This is a genomic window from Streptomyces sp. NBC_00224, assembly GCF_041435195.1.
Lineage (GTDB): Bacteria > Actinomycetota > Actinomycetes > Streptomycetales > Streptomycetaceae > Streptomyces.
The window spans coordinates 5,220,597-5,245,000 of the sequence record NZ_CP108106.1; the positions used below are offsets into that span (position 1 = coordinate 5,220,597).

Annotated in this window: 22 protein-coding genes and 1 rRNA gene (1 of these 23 only partly in view); 12 read left to right on the forward strand and 11 right to left on the reverse strand. The window is 72.4% G+C overall.

Translation table 11 applies throughout. From position 1 onward, the window contains the following. Window positions 1-511: 511 nt before the first annotated feature. The 6 genes from cseC to OG965_RS23300 form a co-directional block, all read right to left on the reverse strand. A complete protein-coding gene (cseC, locus tag OG965_RS23275; protein WP_371654010.1) occupies window positions 512-1,813 on the reverse strand; it encodes a two-component system sensor histidine kinase CseC in 1,302 nt (433 codons plus the stop codon). An 82-nt stretch (window positions 1,814-1,895) separates the two neighbouring features. Beyond that, window positions 1,896-2,600, reverse strand: a complete 705-nt coding sequence (cseB, locus tag OG965_RS23280; RefSeq protein WP_371654011.1) for a two-component system response regulator CseB — start codon at window positions 2,598-2,600, stop codon at window positions 1,896-1,898. Between the two features lie 79 nt (window positions 2,601-2,679). Further along, entirely contained in the window at window positions 2,680-3,282 is a 603-nt protein-coding gene (locus tag OG965_RS23285; protein WP_371654012.1) for a hypothetical protein, read from the reverse strand. Window positions 3,283-3,323: 41 nt separating this feature from the next. Next, window positions 3,324-3,932, reverse strand: coding sequence for a SigE family RNA polymerase sigma factor (locus OG965_RS23290; RefSeq protein ID WP_371654013.1), 609 nt, complete (start codon window positions 3,930-3,932; stop codon window positions 3,324-3,326). Window positions 3,933-4,272: 340 nt separating this feature from the next. Beyond that, window positions 4,273-5,184, reverse strand: a complete 912-nt coding sequence (locus tag OG965_RS23295) for an A/G-specific adenine glycosylase (protein ID WP_371654014.1) — start codon at window positions 5,182-5,184, stop codon at window positions 4,273-4,275. Window positions 5,185-5,236: 52 nt separating this feature from the next. After that, window positions 5,237-5,851 (reverse strand): phosphatase PAP2 family protein, encoded by a 615-nt coding sequence (locus OG965_RS23300; RefSeq protein ID WP_371654015.1) that lies wholly within the window; start codon window positions 5,849-5,851, stop codon window positions 5,237-5,239. 112 nt (window positions 5,852-5,963) lie between these two features. Between OG965_RS23300 and OG965_RS23305 the strand changes: the two genes are divergently transcribed. Then, window positions 5,964-6,806, forward strand: coding sequence for a hypothetical protein (locus OG965_RS23305; protein ID WP_371654016.1), 843 nt, complete (start codon window positions 5,964-5,966; stop codon window positions 6,804-6,806). A 229-nt stretch (window positions 6,807-7,035) separates the two neighbouring features. Here OG965_RS23305 and disA read toward each other — a convergent pair whose 3' ends face one another. Both disA and radA read right to left on the reverse strand, forming a co-directional pair. Continuing rightward, the gene (gene disA, locus OG965_RS23310; protein ID WP_371654017.1) at window positions 7,036-8,160 is read right to left on the reverse strand and encodes a DNA integrity scanning diadenylate cyclase DisA; all 1,125 of its coding nucleotides are present in this window, start codon (window positions 8,158-8,160) and stop codon (window positions 7,036-7,038) included. A gap of 36 nt (window positions 8,161-8,196) precedes the next feature. Next, window positions 8,197-9,606, reverse strand: coding sequence for a DNA repair protein RadA (gene radA, locus OG965_RS23315; RefSeq protein WP_371654018.1), 1,410 nt, complete (start codon window positions 9,604-9,606; stop codon window positions 8,197-8,199). A 198-nt stretch (window positions 9,607-9,804) separates the two neighbouring features. Here radA and OG965_RS23320 point away from each other — a divergent pair, with 198 nt between their 5' ends. Beyond that, the gene (locus OG965_RS23320; protein WP_371654019.1) at window positions 9,805-11,535 is read left to right on the forward strand and encodes a hypothetical protein; all 1,731 of its coding nucleotides are present in this window, start codon (window positions 9,805-9,807) and stop codon (window positions 11,533-11,535) included. Window positions 11,536-11,555: 20 nt separating this feature from the next. Here the strand turns inward: OG965_RS23320 and OG965_RS23325 are convergent, their stop codons facing one another. After that, window positions 11,556-12,368, reverse strand: a complete 813-nt coding sequence (locus OG965_RS23325) for a hypothetical protein (RefSeq protein WP_371654020.1) — start codon at window positions 12,366-12,368, stop codon at window positions 11,556-11,558. Window positions 12,369-12,408: 40 nt separating this feature from the next. On the opposite strand from OG965_RS23325, the gene OG965_RS23330 reads away from it, so the two are divergent. The 4 genes from OG965_RS23330 to ilvD all read left to right on the forward strand — a co-directional run bounded on the left by OG965_RS23330 (window position 12,409) and on the right by ilvD (window position 16,919). Then, the gene (locus OG965_RS23330) at window positions 12,409-13,341 is read left to right on the forward strand and encodes a Ppx/GppA family phosphatase (protein ID WP_371654021.1); all 933 of its coding nucleotides are present in this window, start codon (window positions 12,409-12,411) and stop codon (window positions 13,339-13,341) included. A gap of 100 nt (window positions 13,342-13,441) precedes the next feature. Continuing rightward, window positions 13,442-14,257 carry a sugar phosphate isomerase/epimerase gene (locus tag OG965_RS23335; protein WP_188272957.1) on the forward strand — a complete coding sequence of 272 codons (816 nt, stop codon included), beginning with the start codon at window positions 13,442-13,444 and terminating at the stop codon, window positions 14,255-14,257. Continuing rightward, complete coding sequence (locus tag OG965_RS23340) at window positions 14,254-14,892, forward strand: TetR family transcriptional regulator (protein ID WP_371654022.1); 639 nt, start codon at window positions 14,254-14,256, stop codon at window positions 14,890-14,892. The genes OG965_RS23335 and OG965_RS23340 overlap by 4 nt, the downstream gene beginning before the upstream one ends. Before the next feature lie 176 nt (window positions 14,893-15,068). Next, on the forward strand, window positions 15,069-16,919 hold the full coding sequence (gene ilvD / locus OG965_RS23345) for a dihydroxy-acid dehydratase (protein ID WP_371654023.1): 1,851 nt from the start codon (window positions 15,069-15,071) through the stop codon (window positions 16,917-16,919). A gap of 35 nt (window positions 16,920-16,954) precedes the next feature. Here ilvD and OG965_RS23350 read toward each other — a convergent pair whose 3' ends face one another. Further along, entirely contained in the window at window positions 16,955-19,141 is a 2,187-nt protein-coding gene (locus OG965_RS23350) for a PQQ-binding-like beta-propeller repeat protein (RefSeq protein WP_371654024.1), read from the reverse strand. A gap of 138 nt (window positions 19,142-19,279) precedes the next feature. Here OG965_RS23350 and OG965_RS23355 point away from each other — a divergent pair, with 138 nt between their 5' ends. The 5 genes from OG965_RS23355 to proC all read left to right on the forward strand — a co-directional run bounded on the left by OG965_RS23355 (window position 19,280) and on the right by proC (window position 23,021). After that, complete coding sequence (locus tag OG965_RS23355; protein ID WP_371654025.1) at window positions 19,280-19,570, forward strand: peptidase; 291 nt, start codon at window positions 19,280-19,282, stop codon at window positions 19,568-19,570. A 46-nt stretch (window positions 19,571-19,616) separates the two neighbouring features. Beyond that, on the forward strand, window positions 19,617-20,102 hold the full coding sequence (locus OG965_RS23360) for a hypothetical protein (RefSeq protein ID WP_371654026.1): 486 nt from the start codon (window positions 19,617-19,619) through the stop codon (window positions 20,100-20,102). A gap of 343 nt (window positions 20,103-20,445) precedes the next feature. Next, on the forward strand, window positions 20,446-21,309 hold the full coding sequence (locus OG965_RS23365; RefSeq protein ID WP_371654027.1) for an ABC transporter ATP-binding protein: 864 nt from the start codon (window positions 20,446-20,448) through the stop codon (window positions 21,307-21,309). Further along, window positions 21,306-22,094, forward strand: a complete 789-nt coding sequence (locus tag OG965_RS23370; protein ID WP_371654028.1) for an ABC transporter permease — start codon at window positions 21,306-21,308, stop codon at window positions 22,092-22,094. Before OG965_RS23365 ends, OG965_RS23370 begins: the two co-directional genes overlap by 4 nt. A 117-nt stretch (window positions 22,095-22,211) precedes the next feature. Further along, the gene (gene proC / locus OG965_RS23375) at window positions 22,212-23,021 is read left to right on the forward strand and encodes a pyrroline-5-carboxylate reductase (RefSeq protein ID WP_371654029.1); all 810 of its coding nucleotides are present in this window, start codon (window positions 22,212-22,214) and stop codon (window positions 23,019-23,021) included. A 10-nt stretch (window positions 23,022-23,031) separates the two neighbouring features. Here proC and OG965_RS23380 read toward each other — a convergent pair whose 3' ends face one another. Then, window positions 23,032-23,547 (reverse strand): hypothetical protein, encoded by a 516-nt coding sequence (locus tag OG965_RS23380; protein WP_371654030.1) that lies wholly within the window; start codon window positions 23,545-23,547, stop codon window positions 23,032-23,034. Between the two features lie 757 nt (window positions 23,548-24,304). On the opposite strand from OG965_RS23380, the gene OG965_RS23385 reads away from it, so the two are divergent. Then, window positions 24,305-24,404 (forward strand): 16S ribosomal RNA (locus OG965_RS23385); it runs 1,426 nt beyond the window's last position.

The window sequence follows — 24,404 nt, forward strand, 5'->3', positions numbered from 1 at the left end:
GGGGCTGAGCCTCTGGCGGGGGCGGGGTCTACCGGGGTGGGGGCAGTACAGGGGGCTTCGCCCCCTAACCCCCGAGCGGGGGCTGCACCCCTGCACCCACCCGGGGCTGCACCTCTGGACCCCCGCGGGGCTGCACCGCGCCATGGACCTCGGCCCAGGCAGACCTGGGCCGTGCGGGGCTTTACGAGACGCTGCGCGGCCGCCCCGAGTACCTGCGGGCCATGGGGAAGTCTCGACGGCGGAGGGTCGCTGGCACGGTCGTGGGTGGGGGCATGGAGGGGTGTCCCCGCAAGGAGGAGCGCACGAGTGGCCGAGGGTGTGTGGAGGCAGAGAGCGCGACGAGAGAGGAGATACCCCTCCATGACCCCACCCACCCCACCACCGGGCGTGCGCCACCCCCACCGAACCCCAGCACTGCGCCGCAGGCACCGCGCTAAGCCACGCGCCACCGGCACCAAGCCATCCGCCTCAATCCACCGGCACTGCAACCGCCCCCAACCCAACCCAACCCCTACCCCTGCGTCGGCAGAACCGGAAAGCTCCCCGTCGCCGTAGGGGCGTGCTCCGGGAGCCAGAGGACCGCGATCGCGCCCCCCGCCGTGGACGGGGAACCCGCCGCGTTACGGAACGTCAGGCGCGCCCCCAGCACCCGCGCCTGGCCCGACGCGATCGTCAGGCCCAGGCCGTGGCCGTGGCCCGCCCGGTCGCTGCTGCCGGTGCGGAACCGGCTCGGCCCCTCGCGCAGCAGCGCCTCCGGGAACCCGGGACCGTGGTCGCGGATGCGCACCACACGGCCCTCCACAGTGACCTCCACCGGCCCCGCCCCGTGCTTCGCCGCGTTCCCCAGCAGATTCCCCAGGATCCGCTCAAGACGACGGGGATCCGTGTTCACCCAGGACTCGTGCACGACCCGCACCACGACCTCCGGGTCCAGCACCGCCACCCGCCGGCTCACGAACTCGCCGAGCGCGATCTCCTGGAGCTCCGCCCGCTCGGACGCGCTGTCCAGCCGGGCGACCTCCAGTACGTCCTCCACCAGCGTCCGCATCGCCTGCGCCCGGTTGCGTACGAGCTCCGTCGGCCGCCCCGGCGGCAGCAGCTCGGCCGCCGTCAGCAGCCCCGTCACCGGCGTACGCAACTCGTGCGCGATGTCCGCCGTGACCCGGCGCTCCGCTTCCAGCCGCTCCTGCAACGCGTCTGTCAGCGCGTCAACGGCCCGAGCCAGCTCATCCGTCTCATCACGGACGACCCCCCCGATCGCGTCCCGCACCCGCACGTCCGTATGCCCCTCGGCCACCTTCGTCGCCGCCGCCGCGGCCTTCCGCAGCCGCCGCGAGATCTGCCCGCCGATGAGGATGCCGAGCGCGCACCCGCCGAACACGACTGCGACGGACCCGATGACCAGCGCCCGGTCCAGGTCCGAGATGACATTGGAGCTGCGGTCGGTGAACGTGCTGTGCAGGGACAGGATGTTGCCGTTGCCCACCGGTACGGCCGCCCAGATGTCCGGCACACCGTTCTTCGGCTCCTGGACGGACGTGGCCTTGCGGCCCCGGTCCGTCTTGGCCTTCAGATCGGCCGGCAGCGCCGGGTCGTTGAGCTTCGCGCCGAACCGCGTCTGCTTGCTCGTCTCGTAGATGCGCTGCGCGAACAGCACACGGTCGAGCTGGAGGTCGCGCGCGTTGTCGAGCATCGAGACCCGCGCCGCGTTGTGCACGACGAGGCTGAGCGCCATCACGGTCAGCGCACCGACGGCGGTGATGGCGATACTGATCTTCCAGCGGACACCGGTCCGCAGGGTGGGCCGCCTCACGAGCCTCTCACCCACACCGCACCCAGACCCGAACCCAAAGCCAAACCCGCGCCCACGCCCAAACCCGTGCCCACGCCCGCGCTCACGCCTTCAGTTTGTAGCCGAAGCCACGCACGGTCTCGATCCGGTCCTGCCCGATCTTCGTACGCAGCCGCTGCACATGGACGTCCACCACGCGCGTGTCACCGCCCCACCCGTAGTCCCACACCCGCTCAAGGAGCTTGTCGCGGGAGAGCACGGTACCGGGCGCCGAGGAGAACTCCAGGAGCAGCCGCATCTCGGTCGGGGTGAGGGCGACCGTCTCGCCGCCCTTGCGGACCTCCATGCCCTCGGTGTCGACCTCAAGGTCGCCGAAGGCGAGCATCCCGCGCTCGTGGTCCCCGTCCGTCTCGCCCGCGCCCGCGCCGGGCCCGCCCGCGTGCCCGAAGCGCCGCAGCACGGCACGGATCCGGGCGACGAGCACGGCCCCGTCGAACGGCTTGGTCACATAGTCGTCCGCGCCCGCTTCCAGGCCGAGCACCACGTCGATCGAGTCCGCGCGCGCGGACAGCATGATCACGGGGACGGTCGACTCGTCGCGGATACGGCGGCACAGGCTGACCCCGTCGAGGCCCGGCAGCATCACGTCGAGCAGCGCGATGTCCGGCTGGTCGGCGCGGAACGCCTCCAGGCCGGAGAGCCCGTCGGGCATGGCGGTCACGGTGAAGCCGTCGCGCTCCAGCGCGAGCTGGGTGGCTTCACGGATGACGTCGTCGTCCTCGACGAACAGGACATGGGTCTCGGCCATCGTGCTGCTCTCAGTTCCTCGGCGTGCGCTTGCGCTTCTTACGTACGTACAAGTGCGGCTCAAAAACGGTCGGGGCCGGTCACGGCGAGGCCGGTACCGGCGCCTCGGTGCCCTCGTCGTTGCCGACCGCCTTGCTGAAGTCGTTCTCCACTTGGTCGTGCTTGGCGAACTTCGTGCCCGACCAGCGGTAGGTCGTCACAATCTCACTGGAGGCGAACGCCGGCTTGTCGCCCTTGGCGTACATCTGCCGGGTCACCACCAGGTCTCCCCGGTCGATCTCCGCGTAGACCGGCGCTTCCTCGGAGGTGAAGACATTGTCGTACGAGGAGCCGTCCTCGCGGTACACATAGGAGCCGAGTCCCACGGCATCTCCGCAGGTCATCACGTTCACCACGACGTCCTGGCCGGTGGCGCCGGTGATGTGGCCGTAGGAGACGTCGATCGGGTACTCGTCCTTCACACAGGGCTTCAGATCCGCCTTCACGCGCTCGCTGACCTTGGGGTCCGCCTTGAGCAGCCGTACGGCGTTGACCTTCTTGAAGGGCGCAGCGGTCGTCGCGGTCGGCGTCGGCGAGGCGTGGCCGGCGACCTTGTCGGTGTGCGCCTCGCCCTCGTCGCGCGTCCCCGTGCCGCCCGTCGAGCATCCCGCCGCGAGCAGGCCGAAGGCGGCGAGCCCGGCCATCGCCGTGGTTCCCGCCGCCAGTACGCCCCCTCTGCCCCTGCCTAGGCCGCGCACCGCTCCCGCCCCTTTTCGTCGCGCTCGTTGCGGCCGACCCGGCGGTCGGCCTGACGGCCCACCCGGCCGTCACGTCCCTCGGCGTGGCCGAGGGCGTGGAAGTCCAGCTCGCGGCTCTCCAGCTCCTGCCGGAGCCGGGCCAGTGCCCGGTGCAGCGTGCTCTTGACGGTACCCGCCGACATCCCGAGGGCCGCGGCGGTCTCTTCCGTGCTCATCTGCTCCCAGTGTCGCAGCACCACGACGCTGCGCTGCTTGGGCGCCAGGACTTTCAGTACGTCCATCAGGAGGGCGCGGTCGGCGCGCTGCTCGGAGCCGTCCTCGATGCGCGCGTCCGGCAGCTGCTCGGTGGGTACCTCTTCGAGCTTGCGTGCGCGCCACCACTCGGTCCGCGTGTTGATCATCACGCGGCGCAGATACGCGTCGGCGAGCGCCTTGTCGGCGATGCCGTCCCAGCGGCCGTACGTACGGGCCAGGGCGGTCTGCAGCAGGTCCTGCGCGTCCACCGGGTCCGGAACCAGTCGCCGGGCGCTGCGCAGCAGGGCCTCCTGCCGGGTGCGTACGTACTCTTCGAACTCAAGCACCTCGCCGTGCGCCATACCCAACCGCCTCCGTCCCCGTGACTTCCCTGCCTGTCCCACTTACCTGACTGAAGCTACGGAGCCGTTGTCACGGGCCTGTGCGGAGCAGCCGTCGGGGGGCGCACGGTGAGCCATCGGTTGTGTAACAGCAGAGGTTTGACCCGCGTTTTCAAGGGGTAAAGGTGTGTCCCCGCGGTGACGGAGAGCTATCCGAAAGAGCTGCGGCCCTGGTCAACTGGGGTCGCTGGACCGGGTGTTCCCGCACCGTGACGGTCGGTCATGACGGTCGCCGTAACTGTCGGCCGTAACAGTCCGCCGTAACAGTCCGCCGTGACACTCGGCCGGGGCGGGAGTCCGGTCAGGTCAGCGGCAGCCGGTACACCCCGTCCGCGAGCGGCTCCACCAGCCCGTCCGCGACCAGCCCGTCCAGTGCGCGGGCCCGCTGCACAGGCTCGTGCCACACCGCGTCCAGCGCCGCCCGCGGTACGGGATCCACCGCCTCCCGCAACACCGCGAGCAGCTTGCCGCGCACCTGGCGGTCGGTCCCGGCGTACGTCTGGCCGCGGCGCGGCGGTCCGTCGTGCGCGGGCTTCCCGGCCAGGTGCCAGGCACAGCGCGCGGCGATCGGGCACCGCCCGCAGTCCTCGTTCCTGGCCGTGCACACCAGCGCGCCCAGCTCCATCGAGGCGGCCGCCCAGCGGGCCGCGCGGGCCTCGTCGTCGGGCAGCAGCGCGCGGGCGAGGCGCCGTTCGGCGGCGGTGGTGGCGTTCGGCGGGTACTGGACGCCGGTGACGGCCCGCGCGAAGACCCGGCGGACGTTGGTGTCCAGGACCGCGTGGCGCTGCCCGTACGCGAAGGAGGCGACGGCCGCCGCCGTGTACTCGCCGATGCCGGGCAGCGCGAGCAGCCGGGCGTGGTCGCTGGGGACGTCACCGCCGTGCCGTTCCGTTATCGCCACGGCGGCCCCGTGCAGCCGCAGCGCGCGGCGCGGGTAGCCGAGCCGCCCCCAGGCGCGCACGGCCTCGCCCGGCGCGTCGGCGGCCAGGTCGGCCGGGCGCGGCCAGCGGGCCAGCCACTGCTCGTACACCGGGAGCACCCGGCTCACGGGCGTCTGCTGGAGCATGAACTCGCTCACCATCACCCCCCAGGCACCGGCCTCGGGGCGGCGCCAGGGCAGGTCGCGCGCGTGCTGGTCGAACCACCCGAGGACGGGGGTGTGGAGGGCGTCGGGGGAGACCGTGTCGGGGTCGGTCGTCGGCATCGTCGTCATCGCACCCCCGATCCTGGCACGGAACGGGGGTGCGGCGGGCACGGCGGGCCGCTCAGCGGCGGGCGTGCAGGGGCGCGCCCGGCCCGGCCAGCCAGACCGCGGCGCCGTTGCCGCTCGCCCGCATCGACTCGACCAGCGAGCGCACCGGGCGCGTACCGGCCTTGGCCATGAAGAACGCGGTGGCCGTGCCGAGCAGCAGGCCCACCGCCACGTCGTGCGGGTAGTGCACGCCCACGTACACCCGTGAGAACGCCATGAGCAGCGCCATCGGCACGGTCAGCGCCCAGATGCGCGGCCAGGCCAGCGCGAGCGCGACGGCCGCGCCGCCCGCGATGGTGGCGTGGTTGGACGGGAACGACCAGTCGCCGTGGGCCGGGCAGGTGATCAGGGAGGTGGCGGCGCCCTTGACCGCGCGGCACGGGCGCTCCTCGTCCACCAGCGACTTGACCGCCTCGCTGGCGATGTACGCGGCGGCGGTCGCCAGCGGGGCGAGCAGGGCCAGCGCCATCGCCGTCGAACCGGCCCGGCGCGCCCGCCACCAGCAGACGACGAACAGCACGCCGAACAGGATCAGCCCCACCTCCGTCCAGAGCTCGACGAGGTGCTGCAGCCACGAGGGGTTGTCGTGGGCGAAGTCGGTGATGTCGCGGTAGAGATCGCTATCCATGGTGACGGACAGTATGGAACATCGCCTTCCGGAATGATGATCCGGAAAAGTTGCGGAAGGCGAGCGGCGGGTGGGGCGGGAGTTGGTGCGGAACTCTCGTAGAGTTTCGCCCGTGGGATCTCTGCGCAATCCGGTCGGGCCGCTTCCCTCCTCCATCTACTGGCGACGGAGGGCAGTCGCGCTGTCCCTGCTCGCGCTGCTGGCGGTGGTGATCCTATGGTCCGTCAGTTCCGGTGGCGGCGGCGGCAGTAAGGGCAGTGGCAACGACAAGGGCGCCCACCCGGCCCCCTCGATCACGCCGGGACCAGGGAGCTCGGGGCCGGCGATCAGTACGGCGCCGGGCGGCCGTGACGAGTCCCCCGGCAGCTCCGCCTCGTCCTCCTCCGGCTCGACCGCCGGTTCGTCGTCCGGCGGCGGTGCGGGCGGTTCGTCCGACGGCGCCGGCAACGGGGGCGCGGACGGCGGAGGTTCGGCATCCGGAGGCGGCGCGGGCGCCGTCGGCGGCGGCTCCTCCGACGGCGGTACGGCGCGGCAGGTGCCCGCGGGGTCCTCGCTGCCGGTCTGCGCGCCGGGTCAGCTGAAGCTGACGGCCCGGAGCATGAAGAACGAGTACGCGCCCGGGGAGAAGCCGCGGGTCGAGATTTCCGTCCAGAACACGACGGCCTCCACCTGCAAGGCGGACCTCGGGCCCAAGGGCGCGGTGCTCGTGGTGACGGACTCCGGCGACAGCAGGGTGTGGGCGTCGGACGACTGCCCGAGCGGGTCGGGGAGCGCGCTGTACCAGGTGCCGGGCAATGCGACGATCACGCACATCGTGGCGTGGGACCGGACGCGGAGTGCGGCCCGTTGTGCGACGCCGGCGCCGGGTGGGCCGGGTCCCGGCACGTATCTCTTCGAGGTCCAGGCGACGGGGCTGCCGGTGGCGCGAGCGCCGTTCTCCCTGAAGAAGGACTAGCCCCACCCCGCGTAAACCCTCCGGGGGTGGGTGGGGGTGGAGGTGGCTCTCCCGGGGGCTGCGCCCCCGGACCCCGGGCTCCGTTCGTCTGCGGGCCGGCTGTGGCTGGTCGCGCAGTTCCCCGCGCCCCTAAAGGCGCGCGCCGGAGGAGCTGGAGTTGCCTAAGGGGCGCGGGGAACTGCGCGCTCAGCCCCCACCGAACCCGCAGACGAAGCGCCCCACGTCCTGGCTAGACGTATCGCTCCAGGATCGACGACTCCGCCAACCGCGACAGCCCCTCGCGGACGCTCCGTGCGCGGGCCTCGCCGACGCCGTCCACCGTCTGGAGGTCGTCCACCGACGCGGCCAGCAGCTTCTGGAGGCCGCCGAAGTGCTCCACCAGGCGTTCGATGATCGCGCCGGGGAGGCGGGGGACCTTTGCCAGGAGGCGGTAGCCGCGGGGGGAGACCGCGGAGTCCAGCGTCTCGGGGGAGCCGCTGTAGCCCAACGCCCGCGCCACTATGGGGAGTTCCAGGAGCTCCGCGTGGGTGAGTTCGTTCAGCTCCGTCAGCGCTTCCGGCACCGTGCGCGAGCGCTTCGCCGTGGGCTCGGGCACGTAGTCCCGGACCACCAGCTCGCGCTCGGGCTCGACGCCCGCGATCAGCTCGTCCAGCTGGAGCGAGAGCAGCCGGCCGTCCGTGCCCAACTCCACCACGTACTCGGCGATTTCCGTGGCGATACGTCTCACCATCTCCAGGCGCTGGGCCACCGCCGTCACGTCCCGGACCGTCACCAGGTCCTCGATTTCGAGGGCGGAGAGCGTGCCTGCCACCTCGTCCAGGCGGAGCTTGTAGCGCTCCAGCGTCGCCAGCGCCTGGTTCGCGCGCGAGAGGATCGCCGCCGACTCCTCCAGGACCCGGCGCTCCCCGTTCACGTACAGCGCGATCAGGCGCATGGACTGGGAGACCGAGACGACCGGGTAGTTGCACTGCTTGGAGACCCGGTCCGCCGTGCGGTGGCGGGTGCCGGTCTCCTCCGTGGGGATGCCCGCGTCGGGGACCAGCTGCACCCCGGCCCGGTGGATCTTGGTGATGTCCTTGTCCAGGACCAGCGCGCCGTCCAGCTTGCACAGCTCGCGCAGCCGCGTCGCGGCGAACTCGACGTCCAGGACGAAGCCGCCCGTACACATCGAGTCGACCGTCTTGTCGAGGCCGAGGACGATCAGGCCGCCCGTGTTGCCCCGGAGGATGCGCTCCAGGCCGTCGCGGAGTGCGGTTCCGGGCGCGACGGCGCTCAGCGCGGCACGCATCAGTACTTCGTTGCCGGAGCCTGTGCCGGACTTGCCGGATCCCGCTGCCCGGTCGTTGGCTGCCACTGCACTCCTCCGGTCGCAGACGTTCGACGGCAAAGTCTACCGGCGCTCCTCCTCCCCCCGTGGGGCGTCCGCGCGACGCCCGCGCGGCAGCACCCGAAGCGCGTCCCCCATGTCGGCGACTTCCGTGACCTTCATACCGGCCGGGACCTTCCCCGGGTCGGACGGCACCAGCGCGTGTGTGAAGCCCAGACGGTGGGCCTCGGCGAGCCGGCGCTGGACGCCCGTCACCCGTCTGACCTCGCCCGCGAGCCCCACCTCACCGATCGCCACCAGGTTCTTCGGCAGCGGGGTGTCGCTCGCCGCCGACGCCAGCGCGAGGGCGATGGCCAGGTCCGCCGCGGGCTCGGAGAGCTTCACGCCGCCGACCGTGGCGCTGTAGATGTCGCGCTTGCCCAGCGCGCTGATCCGCCCGCGCTGCTCCAGGACCGCCAGCATCATCGAGACCCGGGAGGTCTCCAGGCCGGACGTGGTGCGGCGGGGGGAGGGGATCTGGGAGTCGACGGTGAGCGCCTGGACCTCGGCCACCAGGGGCCTGCGGCCCTCCAGGGTCACCGTCAGACACGTGCCCGGCACCGGTTCGTCCCGCCGGGTGAGGAACAGGCCCGACGGGTCGGCCAGGCCCGTGATGCCCTCGTCGTGCAGCTCGAAGCAGCCGACCTCGTCCGTCGCCCCGTACCGGTTCTTCACGCCGCGCACCAGCCGCAGGCGCGCGTGGCGGTCGCCCTCGAAGGACAGGACCACGTCCACGAGGTGTTCGAGGAGACGGGGGCCCGCGATCGCGCCGTCCTTCGTCACGTGGCCGACCAGGAGCGTCGCCATCCCGCGCTCCTTCGAGGCGCGGATCAGCGCGCCGGCGACCTCGCGCACCTGGGCCATGCCGCCGGGCGCGCCGTCGATCTCCGGGGAGGCCACGGTCTGGACGGAGTCGAGGACGAGCAGGGACGGCTTGACCGCGTCCAGATGGCCGAGCACCGCGGAGAGGTCCGTCTCGGCCGCCAGATACAGATGGTCGTTGAGCGCGTTGATCCGGTCGGCGCGCAGCCGGACCTGGCTCGCGGACTCCTCGCCCGTCACATACAGCGTGCGGTGCTCCTCGCCGGCCGCCTTGGAGGCGACGTCGAGCAGCAGCGTGGACTTGCCGACGCCCGGCTCGCCCGCGAGCAGCACCACCGCGCCCGGGACGAGCCCGCCGCCCAGGACGCGGTCCAGCTCGTCGACGCCGGTCGAGCGCGCGGTGGCCTGGCGGGCGTCCACCTGGCCGATCGGCACCGCGGCGGCGGAGACCCGGCCCGCCGACGTGGTGCGCACAGCGGGCGCGCCGTACTCCTCGACCGTTCCCCACGCCTGGCACTCGGGGCAGCGGCCGAGCCACTTGGCGGTCGTCCAGCCGCATTCGGTGCAGCGGTAGGACGGCCGGTCCTTCGCGGATTTCGTACGGGTAGCCATGGCGTCACCGTAGCGGCGACCACTGACAGTGCCTCCGGGCGGCGGGCCCTCGGGGGCTGGGCGGCGGCGCCTGCACGGCCGAAAGTCGTTCCCCCACAAGGAGGAAGGCAACGTTCCGCGCCGGGGAAGGCAAGCTTCCGCGACGGAAGGCCGGGTTCCTGTCCCCTTTTGAGGGATACCTTCACCCGTAAGGAGTAAATGTGCTCAAGGGGCGCTAAGGACCCGGGATCCTGCGCCTACCTTCGCCGGGTGAAGAGCAGCGGTCTGGATCACTCCACGCACACCACCGGCGCACACCGGGCGCAGCGCCGTGCGCCCGGGACGTTGACCCAGCGCCCGCCGGCGCGTTACGAGGCGTATCTCGACGGCCTGTTCACATACTGCCTGTCCGTGCTCTGCGACCACGAGGAGGCCGTCCACGTCCTCGGTGACGTCCTCGCGGTCTCCGAGCGGCAGCACGCGCGCTGCCCCGACACCGAGGCCGAGCGCAAGGCGTGGCTGTACGCGCTCGCGCGCTGGTCCTGTCTGCGCAAGCTCGCCGAGCGCAAACGCGACCGCAAGGGCGCCCACACCGGCCGCCCGCAGGCGTGCGAGCAGAGCACCTCGGCCCCCGTCGCGGCCGAGGAGGCCGAGCGGCGGCGCCGCGAGCTGGCCCTGCTCGCCTGGCCCGAGGCCGCCGGCACCACCCCCGAGCAGCGCGAGGCCCTGGAGCTCGCCGTCCGCCACCGGCTGGGCCCCCGCGAGGTCGCCTCCGTCCTCGGCATGAGCTACCCGGCCGCCCGCGAACTGCTCGCCGCCGGTGCCTGCGAGGTCGAGCGGACCCGGGCCGCGCTCGCCGTCGTGGAGACCGGCGGCTGCCCGTCGGTCGCCCGGCTCACCGGTGACCACCAGGTGCTGCTCTCGGCGGCCCTGCGCCGCGAGCTGGTCCGGCACGTCGACGACTGCCCGCGCTGCCGCCGGGCCGCCGAGCGCGCCGGGGCCGCCGGGCCCTGGCCGGGCTCCTCGGTCACCCCGGCCGCGCTGCCGCTGGCCGAGGCGCCGCGCGCGGCCGCGTACGCGGCGATGCTCCACGTGCCCAGGACCCGCGGCGGCGTCCCCCGCTTCGACCGGTCCGGCTTCCCGATGGACCCCAAGGACCGCGCCGCCCGCCGGGACCGGCTGCGCGCGCGTGCCGTGACGACCACGGTGGTGGCCACGGTCGTCGCCGCGCCCGCCTTCGCGCTCTGGGCCGCGTACCGGGGCGCCCCCGCGACCGGCGAGTCCCACGACGGCACCAAGATCACCGCCAGCGAGGCGGACAGCGCGGGCGGCCTTGAGGGGCTCCCGTACGAGCGCTACGAGAACGCGGGCAACGCCCGCACCGACCCCGACCCCCGCTCCACCACCGGCAGCCGCGCCCCCGCCGACGTCTCCGTGGAGGTCGTCAGCCCCGGCTCGGCCAGCCCGACCAGCCCCGGCGACCTCACCGTCTCGGCCCGCTCGCAGGGCGGCGTCACGGTCCTCACGCTCACCGCGACGGGCGACGCCCCGGTGCGCTGGTCGCTGTGGACGAACGCGCCCTGGCTCGTCTTCAGCAGTACGGGCGGGACGCTGGAGGCGGGCGGAAACGTATCCGTGTACGTCTCCGTCAACCACGCGCGCGAGCCGCGCGGCCCGTGGTCGGCCCAGGTCGGCCTGCGGCCCTCGGGCGCGGTCGTACGGATCACCGGGACCGGGCAGGGGACGCGGGCCATCCCGCCCGCCTCGCCCGACCCCGGCACGCCGTCCTCGCCGGAGCCGACCCCGCCCACGACAGCAACGCCGCCGCCCGCCTCCCCGACGCCGACCAGCCCGTCGCCCACCCCGACCTCCCAGTCACCGACCCCGACGGCCCCGTCCTCGCCGCCGGACACCCCGAGCGACCCGGCGTCGCCGCCGCAGCCGTCATGAGGGCGCCGCCGGTACGGCCGTCAGCGTGCCGGGTCCGCCGGGTGCGGTGCCACCAGCGGCAGCGAGGACGCGAGCCGCGCCTCGCACAGGCCCACGAGCACGGCGTACGCCTTCTTGCCCATCAGCTCGGTCAGCTCCGGCCGGTAGGTCACATAGACCGGCTCGCCCGCGCCGTGCGCCGAGGTCGCCGAGGTGCACCACCAGTGCAGGTCGTGGCCGCCCGGACCCCAGCCGCGCCGGTCGTACTCACCGATCGAGATCTGCAGCACGCGCGTCTCGTCCGGCCGGTCGATCCAGTCGTACGTACGCCGCACCGGCAGCTGCCAGCAGACGTCCGGCTTGGTCTCCAGCGGCTCCTTGCCCTCCTTGAGCGCCAGGATGTGCAGCGAGCAGCCCGCGCCGCCCGCGAACCCGGGCCGGTTCTGGAAGATGCAGGAACCTTCCCACCTGCGGGTCTGCCGCTCGCCGTCCTCGTCGAGCTGGACCCAGCCGCTCTGCGTGCCCTCGTCGTGGAACTGCCACAGGTCCGGGGTGAGCCGCGCCACGTGCCCCGCCACACGCTTCTCGTCGTCCTCGTCCGAGAAGTGCGCGCCGAGCGTGCAGCACCCGTCGTCGGCGCGGCCCGCCTGGATGCCCTGGCAGCCGCTGCCGAAGACGCAGGTCCACCGCGAGGTCAGCCAGGTCAGGTCGCAGCGGAAGATCTGTTCGTCGTCGGTGGGGTCCGGGAACTCGACCCACGCGCGCGGGAAGTCGACCCCCTGCTCGTCGGCCCGCTGCTTGGGAGTCTTGGGGGCCTTGGCTTTGCCCGGCTTCGCCTTTTTCGTCTTTGGCACGGGACAAGCGTATGTCCGCAACGGCAGTAGCGTTCAGCCCATGAGACTCGGAGTCCTCGATGTGGGGTCGAATACGGTTCACCTGCTGGTGGTGGACGCGCACGCCGGTGCCGCGCCGCTGCCCGCGTACTCGCACAAGGCCGAGCTGAGGCTCGCCGAACTCCTCGACGGGGACGGTGCGATCGGACCGGAAGGCGTCGACCGGCTGGTGGCCACGGTCAGCGGCGCGCTGATCGCGGCCGAGGACAAGGGCGTCGAGGAAATGCTCCCGTTCGCCACCTCCGCGGTGCGCGAGGCGAGCAACGCGGACCTGGTGATCGGCCGGGTCAAGGAGGAGACCGGCGTCGACCTCGGTGTCCTCTCCGGCGAGGAGGAGGCCCGCCTCACCTTCCTCGCGGCCCGCCGCTGGTACGGCTGGTCCGCCGGAAAACTGCTGCTCCTGGACATCGGTGGCGGCTCCCTGGAGATCGCGTACGGGATCGACGAGGAGCCCGACGCGGCCGTGTCGCTGCCGCTGGGCGCCGGCCGGCTCACCGCGGCCTGGCTGCCGGGCGACCCGCCGGACCCCTCCGACGTACGGGCGCTGCGCCGCCACGTACGCGCGCAGATCGCCCGTACGGTCGGCGAGTTCATCCGCTCCGGCTCGCCGGACCACGTCGTCGCCACCTCCAAGACCTTCAAGCAGCTCGCCAGGATCGCGGGCGCCGCCCGCTCCACCGAGGGCGTGTACGTCCAGCGCACCCTGAGCCGCAAGTCGCTGGAGGAGTGGGTGCCCAAGCTCGCCGCGATGACCACCGAGCAGCGCGGCACGCTGCCCGGCGTCTCCGAGGGCCGCGCGCGCCAGCTGCTCGCGGGGGCGCTGGTGGCCGAGGGGGCGATGGACCTGTTCGGGGTGGAGGAGCTGGAGATCTGCCCGTGGGCGCTGCGCGAGGGCGTGATCCTGCGCCACCTGGACCAGCTGCCGGTGGGATGACGAGGGTCGCCGCAGGCCCTGCCCCGGTGCGGGCGAAGGGGTCCGGCCAGGTGGACGGTCCCCTCGCGGCCCCTCTTGTGGGTGCCCGTACGCTGTCTCCGTGGCAGAACCAGTAGTGCGCATCCCGGATGCGAAGGTCGCCCTGTCGACGGCTTCGGTCTATCCGGAGTCGACGGCGACGGCCTTCGAGATCGCCGCGCGCCTGGGGTACGACGGCGTCGAGGTCATGGTCTGGACCGACCCGGTCAGCCAGGACATCGACGCCCTGCGCCGCCTCTCCGACTACCACCAGGTGCCGATCCTGGCCGTTCACGCCCCCTGTCTGCTGATCACCCAGCGGGTCTGGTCGACCGACCCCTGGGTGAAGCTGCAACGGGCGAGAGCCGCTGCCGAGAAGCTGGGCGCCTCCACCGTGGTGGTGCACCCGCCGTTCCGCTGGCAGCGCCAGTACGCCCGCGACTTCGTCACCGGCATCTGGCGGATGGCGGACGAGACGGACGTACGGTTCGCCGTCGAGAACATGTACCCCTGGCGCTACCGCGACCGGGAGATGCTCGCGTACGCACCCGACTGGGACGTCACCAAGGACGACTACCGGCACTTCACGGTCGACCTCTCGCACGCCGCGACCGCCCGCACCGACGCGATGGCACTCGTCGACCGCATGGGCGACCGGCTCGCCCACGTCCACCTCGCCGACGGCAAGGGCTCCGCCAAGGACGAGCACCTGGTGCCCGGCCGGGGCAACCAGCCGTGCGCCGAGCTCCTGGAGGGCCTGGCCCGCACCGGCTTCGACGGGCACGTCGTCATCGAGGTCAACACCCGCCGGGCCATGTCCGCGGCCGAACGCGAGGCCGACCTCGCGGAGGCCCTTGCCTTCACCCGGCTGCACCTCGCCTCGAAGGTGCGCCGGTGACCGGCACGGCTTCCGCGTCCGCCCCGCGCCGCCGGGGCCGGGGCCGTCCGTCGCGCGCCGAGGCCGACAGCGGCCCCGGGGCGCGCGAGCGGATCCTGGAGGCGGCCCGGGCGGAGTTCGCCCAGCGCGGCTACGACAAGACGTCCGTACGCGGCATCGCCAAGGCGGCCGACGTGGACGCGGCGCTCGTCCACCACTACTTCGGCACCAAGGACGAGGTGTTCGAGGCGGCGGTGGAGATGACCCTGGAGCCGGTCCAGCCGGCCCCGGCGGTGGTCGGTGCCGGCGCCTCCCTCGACGGCGTCGGCGAACGCATGGCCCGCTACTTCATCGAGGTCTGGGAGAACCCCGCCACGCGCGCGCAGCTCCTCGCGCTCTTCCGCTCGGCCCTGACCCACGAGGCGGCGGCGAAGGTCCTGCGCACCTTCGTCCTGCGCCGCGTCCTGGAACGGGTGGCGGCGGACCTGGACGTCCCCGACCCCCGCTTCCGCGCGGAACTGGCGGCGTCGCACATGGTGGGCATCGCGGTCCTGCGCTACGTCATCAAGGTCGAACCACTGGCGTCCACGGACCCGGAGGAGATCATCAGGATGGTGGCACCGACCCTGCAGAGATATCTGACGGACCCGGGCTGATCCGTCGACCGGTCCTCTCCGGCCTCCCCGCCCGCCGGTCCCTGGCCCCCTGCCCCGGCCGCCCGGATGCCGAGCCACCCGTCCCGCCATCCGGACACCCCGTCCAGATCTTGGAGCCGGAGCGTACGCTCGAAGCAGCCCGATCTGGCTATTCAGGATGCTGAGGAGCAAGCGCAATGCCCGAGCTGAGGTCCCGCACCGTCACCCACGGCCGCAACATGGCCGGCGCCCGCGCCCTGATGCGCGCCTCGGGCGTAGCCGGCGCGGACATCGGCAAGCCGATCATCGCGGTGGCGAACAGCTTCACCGAGTTCGTGCCCGGGCACACCCACCTCGCCCCCGTCGGCCGCATCGTCTCCGACGCGATCCTGGCCGCCGGCGCCGTCCCCCGCGAGTTCAACACCATCGCGGTCGACGACGGCATCGCGATGGGCCACGGCGGCATGCTCTACAGCCTGCCTTCCCGCGACCTGATCGCGGACAGCGTGGAGTACATGGTCGAGGCCCACTGCGCCGACGCCCTGATCTGCATCTCCAACTGCGACAAGATCACCCCGGGCATGCTGATGGCCGCGATGCGCCTCAACATCCCCGCCGTCTTCGTCTCCGGCGGCCCGATGGAGGCCGGCCAGGCCACCCTCGTCGACGGCACCGTCCGCAAGCTCGACCTGATCAACGCGATCAGCGACGCGGTCAACGAGAACGTCTCCGACGAGGACATCCTCCGTATCGAGGAGAACGCCTGCCCCACCTGCGGCAGCTGTTCCGGCATGTTCACCGCCAACTCGATGAACTGCCTGACCGAGGCCATCGGCCTGAGCCTGCCCGGCAACGGCTCGGTCCTCGCCACCCACACGGCCCGCCGCGCCCTGTACGAGAACGCGGCCCGCACGGTCGTCGACATCACCAAGCGGTACTACGAGGACGACGACGCCTCCGTCCTCCCGCGCAGCATCGCCACGCGCGCGGCGTTCGAGAACGCCATGGCCCTCGACATCGCCATGGGCGGCTCCACCAACACGATCCTGCACCTGCTCGCCGCCGCCCAGGAGGCCGAGCTCGACTACGGCCTCCCGGACATGGACGCGATCTCGCGCCGCGTCCCCTGCCTGGCCAAGGTCGCGCCCAACGTCGCGCCCTCGACCACGTACTACATGGAGGACGTGCACCGCGCGGGCGGCATCCCCGCCATCCTCGGCGAGCTCTACCGCGCGGGCCTGCTCAACGAGGACGTCCACGCCGTCCACTCCCGCTCCATCAAGGAGTGGCTGGACGCATGGGACGTGCGCGGCGGCTCGGCGACGCCCGAGTCCGTCGAGCTGTGGCACGCGGCCCCCGGCTGCGAGCGCTCGGCGACCGCGTTCTCCCAGTCCAAGCGCTGGGAGACGCTGGACACGGACGCGGCGAACGGCTGCATCCGCGACGCCGCCCACGCGTACTCGCAGGACGGCGGCCTGGCCGTCCTCAAGGGCAACCTCGCCGAGGACGGCTGCGTCGTGAAGACGGCCGGCGTCGACGAGTCCATCTGGACGTTCGAGGGCCCGGCGGTCGTCTGCGAGTCGCAGGACGAGGCCGTCGACAAGATCCTCCGCAAGGAGATCAAGGAGGGCGACGTCGTCGTCATCCGCTACGAGGGCCCCAAGGGCGGCCCCGGTATGCAGGAGATGCTCTACCCGACGTCGTTCCTCAAGGGCCGCGGCCTCGGCAAGTCCTGCGCGCTGATCACGGACGGCCGCTTCTCCGGCGGCACTTCGGGCCTCTCCATCGGCCACGCCTCGCCCGAGGCGGCGTCCGGCGGCACGATCGCCCTGGTCGAGGACGGCGACCGCATCCGCATCGACATCCCCAACCGTACGATCGAACTCCTCGTCCCCGAGCCCGAACTGACGACTCGTCGTGAGGCGCTGGGCGGCGTCTACGCCCCGAAGTCCCGCGAACGCAAGGTCTCGGCAGCCCTGCGGGCATACGCGGCGATGGCCACGAGCGCGGACAAGGGCGCGGTCAGGGACGTGTCGAAGCTGGGCTGACGCCAATGGAGGGTGAAGGGGTGCGCGGCACCCCTTCACCCTCCGGCTAGCGTCCCCGCGTCCACCCCGAACACCGCCCCGTCCGGCGCACTCCCGAACACTCGCCCCCCACTCAGCACCGGCGCCCCCAGACTCGCCGCAAACGTGTCGCGGCCCGACGCCATCCGCGGACCGGTCTGCCCGACCAGCACACCCCGCCCCGCGTCCACGGCCAGCAGCCGCCCGTCCGAAGCCGTCACGTACACCCGCCCGCCGCCCGCGACCGGCCGCGAGGCACGGGCCGCGCCCGTCTCCAGCCGCCATAGCTGCGCGCCGCGCCCCGCGTCCACCGCGAGCAGCGACCCGCCCGCCCCGAACACGTACACCGTGTCGCCGTCGACCGTCGCCTGAGCCTGGTCGACGGGGGCGGGCAGCGGCGTACGGCGTACGGCCCGGGTCGCGGTGTCCAGGCGTACGACCGCCGTCGTGAAGCTGTCGGTGTCCGCCGCGAGCAGGGCGAGCGCCCCGCCCGCCACCCCGACGGGCCCCAGCGAACCCGGCAGCCGCTTGGTCCAGAGCACCTTGCCGGTGTCCGGCGCGACGGCGGTGACCAGCGAGGTCGCCGCGTTCTCGGCCACCGACACGGCGTACAGCGCGGTACCGCCGGGCGCCGCCACCCACTGCGCCGTCGCGGCGGCGGGCCGCCCGTGCCAGCGCTCCTTGCCGGTCGCGCTGTCGAGGCAGCGCACCTCGCCGCTGTCGGCGGTGAACACGACGGACGTGTCGCTGAAGGCGAGTGCCGCGTGCGCCGGGACCGGGCGGGTCCAGCGCGTGGCGCCGGTCGCCGGGTCGAGCGCGGCCAGGTGGCCCGAGCCCGCCGGCGCCACGAGGACGAGCCCGCCGGAGACCCGGGGCTGCCCGTCGTCGGCCACCCGCCCGGTCGCGCCCTTGGCCTTCACCGACCACAGGACGCGGCCGTTCGCCGGATCGAGCCGGGCCGCGGTGACGCCGGGTGCGGCGCAGTACAGGGCCCCGCCCGCCCCGGCGAGGGAGCAGGCGGGCATACGGTTCCCGCCCCCGCCGCCCGCGAGCGGCACGGCCCAGGGCGTGAACGCGGCGGCGCGGCGGGCCTCTTGACCGGTCGGCCCGGTCTGCCGGGCGCCGCCGTCGTCCTCACCCGCTCCCATCCGTACACCCAGCACCCCACCCGCGACCACAGCCGCCAGGGCGGCACCGGCGGCGGCCCACCGCAGCGGCCGGCGCGCGCGCCGGGGAGCCGCGGACGGCTCGGCGGCCGCCCGCTTGTGCGTGGGCACATCGGAGGAACCGTCCTCCTCCCCGCCCGGCCAGGGCCGCCCCGGCACCTTCTCGACCGGGTTGCGGAACCGCTGGGTCGGGATGAAGGCCTCGGTCCCGTACGCCGCCGAGCGCAGCTCCGCCATCAGCTCGTCCGGCGTGGGCCGGTCCTCGGGCTTCTTGGCGAGACAGCTCCGCAGCAGCGGTACGAGATCGTCCGGCACCCCGGTCAGATCGGGCTCGTTGTGCACCACCTGGTACGCCACGATGTAGTGGCTCTCGGAGTCGAACGGCCCGTTCCCGGTCGCCGCGTGCACCAGGACCGCGCCCATCGCGAAGACGTCGGCGGCGGGCCCGACCTCGCGCGGCGACTGGAACTGCTCCGGCGCCATGAACGGCGGGGTGCCGATGAGCTTCCCGGTCTCGGTGCGCAGATCGCTGTCGTACGGGCGTGAGATGCCGAAGTCGATGACCTTGGGCCCGTCGGCGGCGAGCAGGACGTTGCTCGGCTTGAGGTCGCGGTGCACGACCCCGGCGCGATGGATGTCGCGCAGGGCCTCGGCGAGCCCGGCGCCGAGCCGCCGTATCTGAGAGGGGGCGAGGGGGCCGTTCCGCTTCACTTCCTCGGCGAGGGTGGGCCCGGGGATGTAGAGGGTGGCCATCCAGGGCCGCTCGGCCGTCGGGTCGGCATCGACGACGGACGCGGTGAAAGCCCCGCTCACCCGCCGCGCGGCCGACACCTCCTGCCGGAACCGCGCCCTGAACTCGGGGTCCTTGGCGTGCTGGGCGTGGACGACCTTGACGGCCAGGCGCAGGCCGGAGGCGGACGCGGCCAGATGGACCACGCCCATGCCGCCGGTGCCGAGCGTCGACTCCAGCAGGTACTGCCCGGCGTACTCCGGATGCTCTGCTTCCGGGCCCGGCCCCGTGCTGCGCAGCGGCGGCATCGCCCACCCCCGTGTGTTCGTCCCCGAGCGCGACGCTCGGAGCCTAGTCGATGATGCGTGCGAGACCCGAGGGGCTTGCTAGCCTGCGGGTCGCGTACGCGGCGTACGCACAGTGACGGGTGATGGGGGAGGTCCGAGATGACTGCGGAAGAGCTCGCGGGCGTGGAGGCCGAGGCGACGACGAGGCGGTACGCGGTGGCACCGGGCGTCCGGGTGAACGTCCGCAGCGGCCCCGGCACGGGATACCCGGTGGTCAAGGTGCTGCCCGCCGGGGTGAGCGTCCCGATCAACTGCCAGTGCCCCGGAACGACGGTCTCCGGCCCGTACGGGACGACGAACATCTGGGACAACATCGCCAACGGGCAGTACGTGTCGGACGCGTACGTGAAGACGGGCAGCGACGGTTACGTGGCGGTCCGCTGCGGCTGAGGCCGCTTCTCGCGGCCCTTCTCGCGGCCGGGGGATAATCAAGCCCATGAGCGACCAGAACGGCAATGGCGGGGGCGGCCCCGAGCCCGAGCCCATCCGTTTCTTCGGCACGACGTGGGTCGGCCACGACAACGGCTACGGCCTGCGCCGCGCCGGGGTGGCGATCGGCGCCCTGGCCGCGGCGGTGGCGGCGTGCTTCGTGCTGCGCTTCGCGTACGAAGGCCTCCAGATCGCGGACACCGGCAGCTTCGTGACCGTCCTGGTCGTGGTGATGTTCGCGGTGTGCAGCGCGATGGCGTTCCGCAAGACCTGGGAGGGCTTCGGCGCGCGCCCCACGGACCCGGAGAGAGAACGCTCCCTCCAGGGCCTGAAGGCGATCGGCTTCGTGGGCTCCCTCCTGGCCTACGCCTTCCGGGCCTTCCGGGAAGCCCCCGGCGAATCCCTCCACCGCAAGGAGTACGAGGAAGCGCTGAAGCGCTACGAACGCCGCAAGGGAAACCCAGCAACCCGAAAGCGCCCGAAGCGCAAGTAGTACTCGGGCCTGCGGGTTCGGTGGGGGCTGGGACGCCGCAGCCGGAGAACATAGCTCAGCCACAGGCTTTTAGGGGCGCGGGGAACTGCGCGACCAGCCACAGACGACCCGCAGACAAACGGGGCCCGGGGCGCAGCCCCGCTGGGGTCGTGGGGCACAGCCCCAGCAGCCCGCCCCACCCCACACCCCCACCACCCACCCGGCCGCCCGCCCAGGGCTTTCGGGAAGGGGCGGGGTGGGGAACAAAAAGACAGCACCACCCCACGGCCGCCACGCCGAGCCCCCCCCACGCCCCCCCCCGGGATCCTTGACGCCCAACCCCTCCGCGAGCATTATTCAACACATGATGAATTACGAGCCCAGGACCCCGGACCCCCCGGACCCCCCGGAAAACAAGGGCACCCCAAACAACCCCACCCCCGCCATCACCGCCCAAGCCCTAACGGTCACCCGAGGCCCCCACCCCGTACTCCGCGACCTCAACTTCACCACCCCCCAGGCCCGCATCACCGGCCTCCTAGGCCCCTCCGGCTGCGGCAAATCCACCCTGATGCGGTCCATCGTCGGCACCCAGGCCAAGGTCTCCGGCACCCTCACCGTCCTCGGCCACCCGGCCGGCACCCCGGCCCTGCGGCCCCTGGTCGGGTACGTCACGCAATCACCGTCCGTGTACGACGACTTGACGGTGCGTCAGAACCTGGACTACTTCGCCGCCGTGCTCCAGCCGGGCCGCGCCCACCGAGCCGTCCGCGCGACCGCGGTGGAACGGGCCATCACGGACGTCGCCCTCACCACCCACGCCGACGCCCTCGCGGGCCGCCTCTCCGGCGGCCAGCGCAGCCGCGTCTCGCTCGCGGTCGCCCTGCTCGGCACCCCCGAACTGCTCGTCCTCGACGAGCCGACCGTCGGCCTCGACCCCGTCCTGCGCCGCGACCTGTGGAACCTCTTCCACACCATCGCCGCCGAACGCGGCACCACGATCCTGGTCTCCTCGCACGTCATGGACGAGGCCGAGCGCTGCCACAGCCTGCTCCTGATGCGGGACGGCCGGATCCTGGCCGAGGACACCCCGGCCGCCCTCCGCACCCGTACCGGCGCGGCCACGGTCGAGGAAGCCTTCCTCACCCTCGTGGACGAGGCCGACCTCGAAGACCTCGAAGACCTCGACGGCCGCACCCCGCTCCCCGAGAGGGAGGCTGCGCGATGACCACCCCCGCGAGCACGCCACCCACAGCCACCGGCCGAACCCCCGCCCTGAGCCCCGGCCGCACCCTCGCCACCGCCGCCCGCGTCCTGCGTCAGCTCCGCCACGACCCCCGCACCATCGCGCTGATGCTCCTCGTACCGGTCGTGATGATCACCCTGCTGCGGTACGTGTTCGACGCCTCGCCCCGCACCTTCGACAGCATCGGCGCGTCCCTGCTCGGCATCTTCCCGCTGATCACGATGTTCCTGGTGACGTCGATCGCCACCCTGCGCGAACGCACCTCGGGCACCCTCGAACGGCTCCTCGCCATGCCACTCGGCAAGGGCGACCTCATCGCGGGCTACGCCCTCGCCTTCGGCCTGCTCGCCATCGTCCAGTCCGCCCTGGCCACCGGCCTCTCCGTCTGGCTCCTGGGCCTGGACGTCCTGGGCTCCCCGTGGCTGCTCCTCCTGGTGGCCCTGCTCGACGCGCTCCTGGGCACGGCCCTCGGCCTGTTCGTCTCGGCCTTCGCGGCCTCCGAGTACCAGGCGGTCCAGTTCATGCCGGCCGTGATCTTCCCCCAGCTGCTGCTCTGCGGCCTGTTCACCCCGCGCGAGTCCATGCAGCCCGCCCTGCGTGCCGTCTCGAACGTGCTGCCCATGTCGTACGCGGTCGACGCGATGACGCAGATCCTCCACCACCCCGACCCGACCACCGCGTTCGTACGCGACACCCTGATCGTCGCCGCCTGCGCACTCCTGGTCCTGGCCCTGGGCGCGGCAACGCTCCGCCGCCGCACCGCGTGAAGCACGTACGGAACACGGCCCGGCACCCCGTACCGCTCCTCGGACACCCCACCCCCCACACCCCGCACGGTGCGAGGATGACGACGTCAGACCCCGCACCACCCGGAGGGTGACCGCATGACCCACACCGTCGCAGTCCTCGGCACCGGCAAGATCGGCGAAGCCCTCCTGAGCGGGATGATCCGCGCCGGCTGGAACCCCGCGAACCTCCTGGTCACCACCCGTCGCCCGGAACGCGCGGAGGAACTCCGTACTCGTTACGGCGTCGAGTCCGTCACCAACGCCGAAGCCGCCAAGCGCGCCGACACCCTGATCCTCGCCGTGAAGCCCCAGGACATGGGTCGCCTGCTCGACGAGCTCGCCCCCCACGTCACCCCCGACCGCCTGGTCATCAGCGCCGCCGCCGGCATCCCCACCGCGTTCATCGAGGAACGGCTCGCGGCGAACACCCCGGTCGTCCGCGTCATGCCGAACACCCCCGTGCTCGTCGACGAGGGCATGTCCGTCATCAGCGCCGGCAGCCACGCGACCCCGACCCACCTCGCCCACACCGAGGAGATCTTCGGCGGCGTCGGCAAGACCCTGCGCGTCCCCGAGTCCCAGCAGGACGCGGCCACCGCACTCTCCGGCTCGGGCCCGGCGTACTTCTACTACCTGGTCGAGGCGATGACCGACGCCGGCATCCTGCTCGGCCTGCCGCGCGCCCAGGCCCACGACCTGATCGTGCAGGCAGCCATCGGCGCCGCCGTGATGCTCCGCGACAGCGGTGAACACCCGGTCAAGCTCCGCGAGGCGGTCACCTCCCCGGCGGGCACCACGATCAGCGCGATCCGCGAGCTGGAGAACCACGGCGTACGAGCCGCCCTGATCGCGGCCCTGGAAGCCGCCCGCGACCGCAGCCGAGAGCTGGCCTCGGGCAACGGCTGAGCCACTCCCTCTATTGGTCCCGCCGTCGCCACCGCACGGAGGCGACGGCGGCGCCCCCACCCACCAGCAGGACGGACGCCCCCGCCACCAGCGCGGCGGCCCCGACGGGCGCCCCTTCGGCCACCTCACGGGCGGCCCGCAGGGGATCACCGGAGGATGCGACAGCATCCGCGCCCACCACTCGATACGTGCTCTCCACTCCGTACGAACCCGTCTCACCCCGCGCCGCCGCGTTCCGGGCGAGCGGCGCCCGTACGGAGTGGAGCTGCTCCGCATATAGACACGAGTCGCGGAGCAGCCGTTCCAGCCGATCAGCCTCGGCCCGCGACACCTCGTCCCCGCACTGCCGCAGCCGGTCGATCTCGCCGCGCGTCTCACGGTTGACGGCATCGACCATGCGCGCGCGGACGCGCGCGACCCGCTCGTCGCCATCGGCGGCGTACGCGGTCACGGCCCCGACCACGCTCGCGGCGCTCACGACGGCGGTGACCCCGACAACTCCGGCGACCCGGACAAGACTCCTCATGCAGCCCAAACTAGGCGCGCACCCACCCGCCCCAGATCGGCCGTCCTGCCACCCCTTCCTCGGCCGAAAGAACCAGCCAGACGGCCTCCGGGCCGGGGTTGACACGCACTTGGCCCGTACGTAGTGTTCTCCGAGTTGTCCGACGTGAGCGCCGACTCCGGTCGGTCCCCGGACAGCCATTCCGCACCAACCACTTGATCCGAACGGCGATCACCGCTGTTTCGTTTTTCGTGCGCTTTTGCGAAATGAGGAATCCGCGTTCGATAAGGACGCGGCCCCCGATTGGATCGGGGGCGAGGATTCCGCTAAAGTCTCACTCGTCGGAACGGCCGAACAGCCGGGAAGACAAACCGACTTGACCCGGGAGACCGGAAAGCAGGCCCGAAAGGATCTGATAGAGTCGGACTCGCCGGAAAGGGAAACGCGAAAGCGGAAACCTGGAAAGCGAATCCCGCTGACTGGGAATCGGACACGAAAGAGTCTGATAGAGTCGGAAACGAAGGAAGCGCCCGGAGGGCCCGGAAACGGGAACAAAGGAAGCGTCCGTACCTTGAGAACTCAACAGCGTGCCAAAAGTCAACGCCAGATTGACAACCCCGGCCCATCCACTGTGGTGGGTTGGAGGTTCCTTTGAAAAGTCCTGTGCGCCCTTGTGGCGGGCAGGCAATTACACAGCGAGGACGCTGAGGACGGTCGGTCTTATTCCGACATGACTGTCCCGCTCTTTCGTGTGTGTGGACCGGATTACCGGTAAACATTCATGGAGAGTTTGATCCTGGCTCAGGACGAACGCTGGCGGCGTGCTTAACACATGCAAGTCGAACGATGAAGCCTTTCGGGGTGGATTAGTGGCGAAC

Bases quoted from the DNA above. Each gene is read 5' to 3' on its own strand.
- OG965_RS23320 (WP_371654019.1), top strand. From the start codon at position 9,805: ATGTGCTCAAGGGGCGCTAAGGACCCGGGATCCTGCGCCTACCTTCGC.
- proC (WP_371654029.1), top strand. From the start codon at position 22,212: ATGACCCACACCGTCGCAGTCCTCGGCACCGGCAAGATCGGCGAAGCC.
- OG965_RS23370 (WP_371654028.1), top strand. From the start codon at position 21,306: ATGACCACCCCCGCGAGCACGCCACCCACAGCCACCGGCCGAACCCCC.
- OG965_RS23365 (WP_371654027.1), top strand. From the start codon at position 20,446: ATGATGAATTACGAGCCCAGGACCCCGGACCCCCCGGACCCCCCGGAA.
- OG965_RS23295 (WP_371654014.1), bottom strand. From the start codon at position 5,184: ATGACGACGATGCCGACGACCGACCCCGACACGGTCTCCCCCGACGCC.
- OG965_RS23355 (WP_371654025.1), top strand. From the start codon at position 19,280: ATGACTGCGGAAGAGCTCGCGGGCGTGGAGGCCGAGGCGACGACGAGG.
- OG965_RS23300 (WP_371654015.1), bottom strand. From the start codon at position 5,851: ATGGATAGCGATCTCTACCGCGACATCACCGACTTCGCCCACGACAAC.
- cseB (WP_371654011.1), bottom strand. From the start codon at position 2,600: ATGGCCGAGACCCATGTCCTGTTCGTCGAGGACGACGACGTCATCCGT.
- OG965_RS23290 (WP_371654013.1), bottom strand. From the start codon at position 3,932: ATGGCGCACGGCGAGGTGCTTGAGTTCGAAGAGTACGTACGCACCCGG.
- OG965_RS23285 (WP_371654012.1), bottom strand. From the start codon at position 3,282: ATGGCCGGGCTCGCCGCCTTCGGCCTGCTCGCGGCGGGATGCTCGACG.
- OG965_RS23350 (WP_371654024.1), bottom strand. From the start codon at position 19,141: ATGCCGCCGCTGCGCAGCACGGGGCCGGGCCCGGAAGCAGAGCATCCG.
- radA (WP_371654018.1), bottom strand. From the start codon at position 9,606: ATGGCTACCCGTACGAAATCCGCGAAGGACCGGCCGTCCTACCGCTGC.
- OG965_RS23330 (WP_371654021.1), top strand. From the start codon at position 12,409: ATGAGACTCGGAGTCCTCGATGTGGGGTCGAATACGGTTCACCTGCTG.
- OG965_RS23360 (WP_371654026.1), top strand. From the start codon at position 19,617: ATGAGCGACCAGAACGGCAATGGCGGGGGCGGCCCCGAGCCCGAGCCC.
- ilvD (WP_371654023.1), top strand. From the start codon at position 15,069: ATGCCCGAGCTGAGGTCCCGCACCGTCACCCACGGCCGCAACATGGCC.
- OG965_RS23380 (WP_371654030.1), bottom strand. From the start codon at position 23,547: ATGAGGAGTCTTGTCCGGGTCGCCGGAGTTGTCGGGGTCACCGCCGTC.